12 protein-coding genes are annotated in these 11528 nt (G+C 60.3%); 9 read left to right on the top strand and 3 right to left on the bottom strand.

Annotated elements, in window-relative coordinates:
* Positions 1–19: 19 nt before the first annotated feature.
* The 6 genes from AB4N64_RS19005 to pdeM all read left to right on the top strand — a co-directional run bounded on the left by AB4N64_RS19005 (position 20) and on the right by pdeM (position 6718).
* A complete protein-coding gene (locus AB4N64_RS19005) occupies positions 20–748 on the top strand; it encodes an ABC transporter permease (protein ID WP_460117422.1) in 729 nt (242 codons plus the stop codon).
* Entirely contained in the window at positions 745–1455 is a 711-nt protein-coding gene (locus AB4N64_RS19010; RefSeq protein WP_460117424.1) for an ABC transporter permease, read from the top strand. Before AB4N64_RS19005 ends, AB4N64_RS19010 begins: the two co-directional genes overlap by 4 nt.
* A 9-nt stretch (positions 1456–1464) precedes the next feature.
* Entirely contained in the window at positions 1465–2583 is a 1119-nt protein-coding gene (locus AB4N64_RS19015; protein WP_460117426.1) for a succinylglutamate desuccinylase/aspartoacylase family protein, read from the top strand.
* Positions 2584–2596: 13 nt separating this feature from the next.
* Positions 2597–3361 carry an ABC transporter ATP-binding protein gene (locus AB4N64_RS19020; protein WP_368557388.1) on the top strand — a complete coding sequence of 255 codons (765 nt, stop codon included), beginning with the start codon at positions 2597–2599 and terminating at the stop codon, positions 3359–3361.
* Between the two features lie 205 nt (positions 3362–3566).
* On the top strand, positions 3567–6053 hold the full coding sequence (locus tag AB4N64_RS19025) for a ligase-associated DNA damage response DEXH box helicase (RefSeq protein ID WP_460117428.1): 2487 nt from the start codon (positions 3567–3569) through the stop codon (positions 6051–6053).
* Positions 6053–6718, top strand: coding sequence for a ligase-associated DNA damage response endonuclease PdeM (gene pdeM / locus AB4N64_RS19030; protein WP_460117430.1), 666 nt, complete (start codon positions 6053–6055; stop codon positions 6716–6718). The genes AB4N64_RS19025 and pdeM overlap by 1 nt, the downstream gene beginning before the upstream one ends.
* A gap of 92 nt (positions 6719–6810) precedes the next feature.
* Here pdeM and AB4N64_RS19035 read toward each other — a convergent pair whose 3' ends face one another.
* Both AB4N64_RS19035 and dcd read right to left on the bottom strand, forming a co-directional pair.
* Positions 6811–7020, bottom strand: a complete 210-nt coding sequence (locus tag AB4N64_RS19035) for a hypothetical protein (RefSeq protein WP_017336784.1) — start codon at positions 7018–7020, stop codon at positions 6811–6813.
* A gap of 103 nt (positions 7021–7123) precedes the next feature.
* Positions 7124–7690 (bottom strand): dCTP deaminase, encoded by a 567-nt coding sequence (dcd, locus tag AB4N64_RS19040; RefSeq protein ID WP_192302454.1) that lies wholly within the window; start codon positions 7688–7690, stop codon positions 7124–7126.
* A gap of 352 nt (positions 7691–8042) precedes the next feature.
* Here dcd and AB4N64_RS19045 point away from each other — a divergent pair, with 352 nt between their 5' ends.
* The gene (locus AB4N64_RS19045) at positions 8043–8252 is read left to right on the top strand and encodes a cold-shock protein (RefSeq protein WP_002554837.1); all 210 of its coding nucleotides are present in this window, start codon (positions 8043–8045) and stop codon (positions 8250–8252) included.
* Between the two features lie 120 nt (positions 8253–8372).
* Here the strand turns inward: AB4N64_RS19045 and AB4N64_RS19050 are convergent, their stop codons facing one another.
* Positions 8373–9380 (bottom strand): DUF481 domain-containing protein, encoded by a 1008-nt coding sequence (locus AB4N64_RS19050; protein WP_460117432.1) that lies wholly within the window; start codon positions 9378–9380, stop codon positions 8373–8375.
* Positions 9381–9543: 163 nt separating this feature from the next.
* On the opposite strand from AB4N64_RS19050, the gene AB4N64_RS19055 reads away from it, so the two are divergent.
* A complete protein-coding gene (locus tag AB4N64_RS19055) occupies positions 9544–9897 on the top strand; it encodes an MGMT family protein (protein WP_460117434.1) in 354 nt (117 codons plus the stop codon).
* 42 nt (positions 9898–9939) lie between these two features.
* A complete protein-coding gene (locus AB4N64_RS19060) occupies positions 9940–11499 on the top strand; it encodes an AmpG family muropeptide MFS transporter (RefSeq protein WP_460117436.1) in 1560 nt (519 codons plus the stop codon).
* The last annotated feature ends 29 nt before the right edge of the window (positions 11500–11528 follow it).

The raw sequence follows: 11528 nt of genomic DNA on the forward strand, positions 1-11528 counted from the left end.
CCGATCAGGTTGCTGATTTATGTTCGAAAACCTCCTACAAAATCTGGGGCTCTCAGCCTTCAGCCTCAAGGGCTTCGGTCCATTGCTGATGGAAGGCACCTGGATGACCATCAAATTGTCAGCGATGTCGCTGCTGGTGGCCGTATTACTCGGCCTGCTGGGCGCCAGTGCCAAGCTGTCAAAAGTCAAACTGCTGCGCTTGCCTGCCCAGTGCTACACCACCCTGATTCGCGGCGTACCGGACCTGGTCCTGATGCTGCTGATTTTCTACAGCCTGCAAACCTGGCTGACCTCGTTCACCGATTACATGGAATGGGAATACATCGAGATCAACCCGTTCAGCGCCGGGGTCCTGACCCTGGGTTTCATCTATGGCGCGTATTTCACCGAGACCTTTCGTGGCGCGATCCTCGCAGTGCCAAGGGGCCAGGTCGAAGCCGCCGTTGCCTACGGACTCAAGCGCGGCCAGCGGTTCTGGATCGTGGTGTTCCCGCAGATGATGCGCTACGCCCTGCCAGGTATCGGCAATAACTGGATGGTGATGCTCAAGGCCACCGCACTGGTCTCGATCATCGGCCTGGCCGATCTGGTCAAGGCCGCGCAGGACGCCGGTAAAAGCACCTATCAACTGTTCTATTTCCTGGTGCTCGCCGCCTTGATCTACCTGGTGATCACCAGTGCCTCGAACATGGTCCTGCGCTGGCTGGAACGCCGTTACGCCGCCGGTACTCGGGAGGCTGTACGATGATCGAACTCCTGCAGGAATACTGGAAACCCTTCCTATATAGCGACGGCCAGAACATCACCGGCCTCGCCATGACCTTGTGGCTGCTCAGCGCCTCGATTTTCATCGGTTTCATCGTCTCGATTCCGCTGTCCATCGCCCGTGTATCCAGCCACTTCTACATCCGCTGGCCGGTGCAGTTCTACACTTACCTGTTCCGAGGCACGCCGCTGTATATCCAGTTGCTGATCTGCTACACCGGCATCTACAGCCTGGCCGCCGTGCGCGAGCAGCCCTTGCTCGACAGCTTCTTTCGCGACGCGATGAACTGCACCATCCTCGCCTTTGCCCTGAACACCTGCGCCTACACCACGGAGATTTTCGCCGGGGCAATCCGCAGCATGAACCATGGCGAAGTCGAAGCGGCCAAGGCGTACGGCCTGACCGGTTGGAAGCTGTATGCCTACGTGATCATGCCGTCGGCCCTGCGACGTTCGCTGCCGTATTACAGCAACGAAGTCATCCTGATGCTGCACTCGACCACCGTGGCGTTCACCGCAACCATCCCGGACATCCTCAAGGTCGCGCGGGACGCCAACTCGGCGACCTTCCTGACCTTCCAGTCGTTCGGCATCGCCGCGCTGATTTACCTGGCGATCACCTTTACGCTGGTCGGCCTGTTCCGCCTCGCCGAACGCCGATGGCTGGCCTTTCTCGGGCCGACCCACTAGGACACGCACATGCACCACCAGACCCATGACCTGCTGGCACCGCTGCCGGGCACCGCACGCCAGATCCACAGCTTTCACTTCGGCCCACAGGCGGCCAGCGGCAAAATCTACATCCAGGCGTCCCTGCACGCCGATGAAATGCCCGGCATGCTGGTCGCCTGGCACCTCAAGCAGCGCTTGGCGGAGCTTGAAGCCGCCGGCCGCCTGCGCAGCGAAATCGTGCTGGTGCCAGTGGCCAACCCGGTCGGCCTGGAACAAATCCTGATGGACGTACCGTTAGGCCGCTACGAGCTGGAGAGCGGTCAGAACTTCAACCGCTGGTTCGTTGATTTGAGCGAGGAAGTCGGCAATGAAATCGAGGACCAGCTCAGCGACGATCCCCAGCGCAACCTCGAACTGATCCGCGGCAGCCTGCGCAGTGCCCTGGACCGCCAAAGCGCCAGCACCCAATTGCAATCGCAACGACTGGTCCTGCAACGCCTGGCCTGCGACGCCGATATGGTGCTCGACCTGCATTGCGACTTCGAGGCGGTCGCGCATCTCTACACCACGCCGCAGGCCTGGCCGAAGGTCGAACCCCTGGCGCGCTATATCGGCTCGGAAGCCAGCCTGTTGGCCACCGACTCTGGCGGCCAGTCGTTCGACGAGTGCTTCACCCTGCTGTGGTGGCAATTGCAAGAGCGCTTCGGCGAGCGCTTCGAGATACCCATGGGCAGCTTCAGCGTGACCGTCGAGCTGCGCGGCCAGGGTGACGTCAATCACCCGCTGGCCAGTCTCGACTGCCAGGCGCTGCTCGATTACCTGATTCATTTCGGCGCCATTGCCGGCGAACCGCTGCCCCTGCCGGAGCTGCCGTACCCGGCCACGCCACTGGCGGCCGTGGAACCCGTGGCAACGCCGGCTGGCGGCTTACTGGTGTTCACGGCCATGCCGGGGGAATACCTGGAAGCCGGGCAACTGATCGCCGAGATCATCGACCCGATCACCGATCGCGTTATCCCTGTTCACTGCACCATCGCCGGGCTGATGTACGCCCGTTCACTGCGGCGCATGGCCACTGCCGGCATGGTGATCGCCCATGTCGCGGGCACCGAAGCCTACCGCAGCGGTTACCTACTTTCGCCTTGAGGATGCCTGCTCCATGTACAAACTGACCATTGAAGGCCTGCACAAAAGCTATGGCGATCATGAGGTGCTCAAGGGTGTGTCGCTCAAGGCCAACACCGGCGACGTCATCAGCCTGATCGGCGCCAGCGGTTCGGGCAAAAGTACCTTTCTGCGCTGCATCAACTTTCTCGAACAGCCCAACGACGGCGCCATGACCCTGGACGGCCAGAACATCCGCATGGTCAAGGACAGCCACGGCATGCACGTGGCGGACGCCGATGAACTGCAACGGATTCGTACCCGCCTGGCCATGGTGTTCCAGCACTTCAACCTGTGGAGCCACATGACCGTGCTGGAAAACATCACCATGGCCCCGCGCCGGGTGCTGGGTTGCAGCAAGCAGGAAGCCGAGGAACGTGCCCGCCGCTACCTCGACAAGGTTGGCCTGGCCGCACGGGTAGCGGACCAGTATCCAGCGTTCCTGTCTGGTGGCCAGCAGCAACGGGTGGCCATCGCGCGCGCACTGGCCATGGAGCCGGAAGTGATGCTATTCGACGAACCAACCTCGGCCCTCGACCCGGAGCTGGTCGGTGAAGTGCTGCGGGTGATCCAGGGCCTGGCCGAAGAAGGCCGCACCATGATCATGGTGACCCACGAAATGAGCTTCGCCCGCAAGGTGTCGAACCAGGTGCTGTTCCTGCACCAGGGACTGGTCGAGGAAGAAGGCGCGCCGGAAGAAGTGCTGGGCAATCCGAAGAGTGAACGGTTGAAGCAGTTTCTCAGCGGTAACCTAAAATAAACACACTCCCCCCTGTAGGAGCGAGCATGCTCGCGAAGGTTCGTCAACGATGACGTTGGCTGCCTGACACCCAACGGTGTCAATGACTCCATCGCGAGCATGCTCGCTCCTACAGAGGATCCTGTGCCTCATCACAACTTTAGTAGAACCACCCTCCACCCCCCGCGGTCTCTGAAAGAACACCTTCAGAGCACACGCCGCCGGCATGGGAACCTCCCCCGACTACGCAAAGCACTGGTTCACTACTCGCGGCTGGAAGCCTTTCGCCTTTCAGAAACAAATGTGGGCCGCCGTCAAACAGGGCCAGTCGGGATTGCTGCACGCCAGCACCGGCGCCGGTAAAACCTACGCAGTGTGGTTCGCCGCGCTCAACCGATTCGCCTCTGCCCTCGCTGCCGTGGAAAAACCCCGTAAACGCAAACCACCGGCCGAACCGCTGACGGTACTGTGGATCACGCCCATGCGCGCTCTGGCCGCCGACACCGCCCGGGCACTGGAAGCGCCGCTGGCGGATTTGCAGATTGCATGGAGCGTCGGCCTGCGCACAGGCGATACCAGCAGCAGTGAACGTGCACGCCAGAGCCGGCGCCTGCCCACTGTGCTGATTACCACACCGGAAAGCCTCACGCTGATGCTGGCCCGCGCTGACTCGCACACCGCCTTATCGACCTTGCGCATGGTCGTGGTTGACGAGTGGCACGAATTGCTCGGCAACAAGCGCGGCGTTCAGTTGCAACTGGCTCTCGCCCGTCTGCGGCGGTGGAACCCGCAACTGATCGTGTGGGGCATTTCCGCGACGCTCGGCAATCAGGCCCACGCCGAACAGGTTTTGATCCCACAGGGTGGCGGGGTCAGCGTGCAGGGCCAGAGCAGCAAGACGTTGCAGGTCGACACCCTCTTGCCGCCCGCCATCGAGCGCTTCCCCTGGGCCGGCCACATTGGCTTGAAGATGCTGCCCCAAGTCGTGGTAGAGGTTGAATCGAGCCCCAGCAGCCTGGTGTTCACCAACACCCGCGCGCAATCAGAGATCTGGTACCAGGCGCTCCTGGACGCACGACCGGATTGGGCCGGGTTGATTGCCCTGCATCACAGCTCGTTGTCACGGGAGACCCGCGACTGGGTGGAGGGGGCGCTCAAGAACGGTCAGCTCAAAGCCGTGGTTTGTACCTCCAGCCTGGACCTGGGTGTAGATTTTTTACCGGTGGAACGGGTGCTGCAAATCGGTTCCGCCAAAGGCGTGGCGCGCCTCATGCAGCGGGCGGGCCGCTCTGGCCATGCACCGGGGCGAGTGTCACGGGTGACATTGGTGCCCACCCACAGCCTGGAACTGATAGAGGCCGCCGCGGCAAAGGACGCCGTCGCGCAGCGCCGCATCGAGCCTCGGGAATCGCCGTATAAACCACTGGATGTGCTGGTGCAACATCTGGTCAGCATGGCGCTGGGCGGTGGATTTCTGCCCGATGAGCTGTACGAAGAAGTTCGAACGGCCTGGGCTTACCGCGACCTCACCCGCGAAGATTGGGCTTGGGCGCTTGCGTTCGTACGTCACGGCGGGCTTTCCCTGACAGCCTATCCGGATTACCGCCGGGCCGAACCGGATGAACAGGGCGTCTGGCGTGTACCGGATGCGCGACTGGCTCGGCGCCATCGCATGAGCATCGGCACGATTGTCAGCGACGCAAGCATCCATCTGAAGTTCTGGAGCAAGGGCGGTGGCGGCAAGCAACTGGGCAGCGTGGAGGAAGGTTTCATCGCCCGGCTCAAACCCGGTGACGGCTTTCTCTTTGCCGGGCGCCTGCTGGAACTGGTGCGCGTGGAAAACATGACCGCCTACGTCAAGCGCAGCACGGTGAAGAAAGCCGCGGTGCCGCGCTGGAACGGCGGGCGCATGCCGCTTTCCAACGAACTGGCGCAGGCGGTGGTCGCACGCTTCAGTGCTGCGGCGCAAGGCGAGTTCAGTGGCCCGGAAATGCAGGCATTGCGACCACTGCTGGAGGTGCAACAACGCTGGTCAGGATTGCCGACTACAAATAGTCTGCTGGCCGAAACCCTGAAATCACGCGAAGGCTGGCACCTGTTTCTCTACCCCTTTGCCGGACGCCAGGTACACCTGGGGCTGGCCAGTCTTCTGGCGTGGCGCGTCAGCCAGCAGCAGCCCGTGACGTTTTCCATTGCGGTCAATGATTACGGACTGGAGCTGCTGAGCGCGACCTATGTGGAATGGTCACGTTTCCTTGATTCGTCCCTGCTCAGTCCCGACCATTTGCTGCACGACGTGCTTGCCAGCCTGAACGCCGGTGAGCTGGCGCTGCGGCGATTTCGCGAGATCGCGCGGATAGCCGGGCTGGTGTTCGCCGGCTATCCCGGTGCGCCCAAGAGCACGCGTCAGGTCCAGGCTTCCAGCGGCTTGTTCTATGAAGTGTTCAAGCAATACGACTCAGGCAACCTGTTGCTGGCGCAAGCCGGGGAAGAAGTGCTGCGCAATGAACTGGATATCGACCGCCTGGAACAGACGCTGACGCACATCAGTCGCCTGCGACTCGATGTGCATGCAGTCAAACGCCCCACGCCCCTCGGCTTCCCTCTGCTGGTGGAACGCATGCGCGAGAGCATGAGCTCGGAAAAACTCGCTGACCGCATAAGACGCATGGTCAGCGACCTTGAGAAAACTGCCGAGACCGGAAAAGCCTGATGAACACGCCCTACCCCGTACGACTGGCTGGCGAGGAACTATGGCTGCTGCCGGAAAAAGCCCTGTACTGGCCGGCACAGGAGGCGTTGCTGATTGCCGACGTCCACTTCGGCAAGGCCGCCGCCTATCGCAGCCTCGGCCAGCCGGTGCCCCAGGGGACCACTTCAAGCAACATCGCCGTGCTCGATGCGCTCCTGGCCGACCTGCCGTGTCGCCAGTTGATTTTCCTCGGGGATTTCCTCCACGGCCCCGGCTCCCATACCGACGCCACAATCAGCGCCCTGGCTCTGTGGCGCGCACGACACCGCGACCTGCCGATGACGTTGATTCGCGGCAACCACGACAAACGGGCGGGCGACCCACCGGCTTCACTGGACATTCGCGTGGTGCCGGAGCCGATGTTGTTGGGTCCGTTTGCCCTGCAACATGAGCCCACACCCCATCCCCAACGGCATGTGCTGGCCGGTCATGTGCATCCGGTGTATCGACTCCAGGGACGTGGCCGACAGCGCTTGCGACTGGCGTGCTTCAGGTTTGGCGAATGCGTCAGCCTGCTGCCGGCGTTTGGCGCCTTTACCGGGGGTTATCAGGTGGAGCGGGATGAACGGAGTCGAATATTCGTCATCGGCGATAACGAGATATGGCCCGTCGGTGGTTCTCTGTAGGAGCGAGCTTGCTCGCGATAGCGATATGTCAGAAGTATCCACGCTGACTGACACTCCGCTATCGCGAGCAAGCTCGCTCCTACAGGGCGCGGCTACGCCACAGGCGCAGGCGGCGGCTCATCCGGCAGTGTTGGCTCACCCGGTTCGGTGGGTTGTTCATTGGGTGTGTCGGGGTCAGGCTGACCGGGGATGCCCCCTGCCATGCTGATCGGAGGATGTGCCAATAAGGACCAGGCCAAAACGCCAACCTGATTGGGCTCAAGCCTTGCCAGTTCGGCACTTATTCGCGGATCGATCTTCATAGAGCACTCCTGAGCAAAGGCCCGGCGCACTGTGCGAGCGCCGGGCAGTACACCCAATAGAGTGTCTACCCGCTCAGGAATTCCCGCGAACTGGACGAAAGGATCAGGTGCGCGGCAGGGTTACACCGCGTTGGCCCTGATATTTGCCGCCACGGTCCTTGTACGAAACTTCGCATTCTTCGTCGGATTCAAGGAACAACATCTGCGCCACACCTTCGTTGGCGTAGATTTTCGCCGGCAGGTTGGTGGTGTTCGAGAACTCGAGGGTTACGTGACCTTCCCACTCCGGTTCCAGCGGGGTGACGTTGACGATAATGCCGCAGCGGGCATAGGTGCTCTTGCCCAGGCAGATGGTCAATACGTTGCGCGGGATGCGAAAGTATTCGACGGTGCTGGCCAGCGCGAAGGAGTTCGGCGGGATGATGCAGACATCGCTTTCGATGTCGACAAAGCTGCCGGCGTCGAAGTTCTTCGGGTCGACGATGGCCGAGTTGATGTTGGTGAACACCTTGAATTTATTGGTGCAGCGCACATCGTAGCCATAGCTGGACACGCCGAAGGAGATCACCCGACTGTCGCTCTCGCCGCGCACCTGGCGCTCGACGAAAGGCTCGATCATGTTGTGTTCCTGCGCCATGCGGCGAATCCACTTGTCCGATTTGATGCTCATGGCGATGTCCTGAAATAGCGAGGGTGAAAAATCTGTCCGGCATCTTACCGGGGCCGCGCCCCGGGTTCAAAGTCCGGGCGCAATTCTCGGCGATCCAGTGCAAAAGTGGGGGCATTACGCCATTGCGGCGCACCGTCAGTCACGAAAACCCAGAAACCTTCGCAAGAAGCATTGGCACGTTCCAGAAAAAGGGTTAAGGTGGCGCCACTGTGCTGCTTGTGTCACTGAGAATCTCTACACGATATGTTGAATTTCGATCCAACCATCTACAAGAATTTTTCCTGCTCTTTGCACTCAGTCTCGACCAGGGTTCTTCCTGAGTCGCAGTTATCTTTGTTCAAGGAGTTACACCATGTCTAATCGCCAAACCGGTACCGTTAAGTGGTTCAACGATGAAAAAGGCTTCGGCTTCATCACTCCACAATCCGGTGACGACCTGTTCGTTCACTTCAAAGCTATCCAATCCGACGGCTTCAAAAGCCTGAAAGAAGGCCAACAGGTTTCTTTCATCGCTACCCGCGGTCAGAAAGGCATGCAAGCTGAAGAAGTACAAGTTATCTAACTTGTCCTTGCTTTAGTAAAAAGCCCCGCCCTCAAAAGCGGGGCTTTTTTGTGCTCGAGTGTTTTCGTCGGGCAAAAAAAAATCGCGACCATTGGGTCGCGATTTTTTTGTTTGAGTGGCCTACCAGGTCACGCCAAACCCTGCCGTGTAACGTGTCTTGTCCAGATCGGCGTCATTGGTGCCGTCGATGATGTCACGCTCGGCCTTGAGGTTGAGCGACGCCCAGTCCGTGACCTTGTAGCGCAGGCCCATTTCGGCATCCAGCGCGTATTCGGCCACGCCGGACAGAGGCTTGCCCACTTCGCCGTTGGTGAAGAACTCGACTTTCTTGCCAATCAGGTAGCGGTTGTAGTCCCACTTCATGGCCACGGAGTAGAAGTTCTCCTTGCTGCCATCATCAAATTGATAGTCGGTGCGGTTGATCAGCGAACCGAGCGAGAACGCACCCAGTTCATCATCCCAGAACTGGTAACCAGGACCTGTGCCGACGGTGCGCTGGCGCGACAGCTCTTCCACCTTGTCACGCTTGTAGACAAGTCTGCCCTGCCAGAACCATTTGTCGGTGAGGAAGCGATCCAGGGAGTATTCGGCGCGCCAGTTGTCCGTGGTCACCACGTCATCCTGGAACTCGCGGTTGTATTCGCCTTCGGCGATATGACGCCAACGGCCATGACGTGCGGTGGTCTTGAAGTCGATGTCGTAGTCATCGGTGTCTTTTTCGGCACGCTGGTAATCCAGCGCCGCGTCGATGTTGCCCTTCCACACCAGGTCCTCGACAACAGGCTTGGGCTTGAGGATTTGCTGGATACTCGCCAATTCAACGGTCTTCGGTCCATCGCCGTTGGCGAGGGTAACCTTGCCGTCTTCCGCCGACTTCAGCGACTTGGCTTTCTCGCCGGTGTAGGCGTCCTGCTTGACCAGCAATTGCTGATCGCTCTCCAGGGTTTTCACCTGTTTCCAGTCGATCGGCACCGCTCCGGCGTACTCGGTCTGGATCAAGAGTTTGCCGCCATCGAACAAGGTGATCTTGCCGCTCAGCTTGTCACCATTCTTTAACCAGACGGTATCGGCGAGCAGGGGTGTGGAAGCACCGAGGACAGCGAGGCACAGCAGAGTTCTGGAAACCATAAGCAAAATAAAGGCTCAAGTTTGCGAAAAAAGTCGGCATTATCCGCAGGGATAAGACCCTAGCAACGACTGACCCGACGTTTTCTATTGAGTTCATTTCTCAATTGCCGATCAGCGCATTACCCTACGAACGGTGATGTGAATCTTTTTCAGGAAGCACGACGTGGCCGAACCCACCGCCGAAACCGAAAGCGCTGCGCAAATCCGACGCACGGCGCTCTATCTGACTCTGGCTCAAGTCCCGAAGGGCAAAGTGGTGAGTTATGGTCAGCTTGCTGAGCTGGCAGGGCTGGGACGCGCGGCGCGCTGGGTCGGCCGGACCTTGAGCCAACTGCCCGCTGACACCAAGCTACCCTGGCACCGGGTGATGGGCGCGGGCGGCCGGATCAGCCTTCCTGCGGGCAGCCCTTCAGGTGATGAACAGCGGGCACGATTACGCGACGAAGGCATCAGTGTCCTGAATAATCGTGTTGATATTCAGCGTCATGGCTGGCGCCCGGTAGAGCACAGCGGTTAGAGTGCGCGCTTTGTTTCCGAATTTTGAGGCAGACTTCAGCCCATGCCCCGTAAAACCTGGCGCGCCGCGCTTGCTGCCTATGCCAGCCCTTCGACACTTGTGCTGCTGTTGCTTGGTTTCGCCGCCGGCCTGCCTTACATGCTGGTGTTTTCGACGCTGTCGGTCTGGTTGCGTGAAGCCGGTGTGGCTCGCGAAACCATCGGCTATGCAAGCCTGATTGGCCTGGCCTACGCCTTCAAATGGGTCTGGTCGCCGCTCCTCGACCAATGGCGCCTGCCGCTGCTCGGCAAACTCGGCCGTCGACGCTCGTGGCTGGTGCTCTCGCAAGCGCTGGTGATCCTGGGCCTGATCGGCATGGGATTCTGCGACCCACAAAAACACCTCTCCTGGTTGATCGCCATCGCAGTAGTCGTGGCCTTTGCCTCGGCGACGCAGGACATTGCAGTCGACGCCTATCGCCTGGAAATCGCCGATGACAGCCGCCAGGCTGCGCTCGCTGCCAGCTACATGTCCGGTTATCGAGTGGCGGCACTGCTGGCTACGGCCGGTGCGCTGTACTTTGCCGAGGGTTTTGGCTCCACGGGCTTCAATTACAAGCACTCGGCATGGGCCGGCACTTACCTGCTGTTTGGCGCACTGATGGTGCCGGCGCTTTTGACCTCGCTGTTCATGCGCGAGCCGCCGGTGCCGTTACGCACACAACTTCAGGCCGGGCGCTACAGCTTCGTGCATCAACTGGCCTCGGTCTTCGTGTTGATCGTGCTGCTGGTTTCCGTGCCGGCAACCTTTACGCAGCTGTACAACACAGACTTCGCCAGTGTGCTGTTCGGCGGTGTCAGCGTGCTCGACCTGCTGCTCGAAGATCGCGCGTTCCTGCGTGCCATCCTCTACGTCACGCTCACCGCCCTGTGCCTGTCATCCATGGGACGCCGTGGCCTCGCGCCGGTACTGACGCCGGTCAACGACTTCATCCTGCGCTACCGCTGGCAAGCGCTGCTGCTGCTCGGGCTGATCGCCACGTATCGGATGTCGGACACGGTCATGGGCGTGATGGCCAACGTTTTCTACATCGACCAGGGTTTCACCAAGGATCAGATCGCCAGCGTCAGCAAGATCTTCGGCCTGATCATGACCCTCGTCGGCGCCGGCATGGGCGGCCTGCTGATCGTGCGATTCGGCATCCTGCCGATCCTGTTCATCGGCGGCGCTGCGTCAGCGGCGACCAACCTGCTGTTTCTGATGCTCGCCGACATGGGCGCCAACCTGAACATGCTGATCGTGACCATTTCCCTGGACAATTTCAGCTCGGGCCTGGCGACGTCGGCATTCGTCGCCTACCTGTCGAGCTTGACCAACCTCAAGTTCTCCGCCACTCAATACGCCTTGCTCAGCTCTATCATGTTGCTGTTGCCGCGCCTGATCGGTGGTTACTCAGGGGTCATGGTGGAAAAGTTCGGTTATCACAATTTCTTCCTGATCACCGCGCTGCTCGGTGTTCCGACGCTGGTTTTGATTGCCCTGCACTGGTTCCAGGAGAGCCGCCGCGAAGGTCCGACACCTACGCCCGAGCCCGCCCCCACGCAAGTCGCAGAAGAATCCTGAGGCTTATACGCAACAAGCATTGCAACGGG

Source organism: Pseudomonas sp. S2_C03 (genome assembly GCF_054668405.1).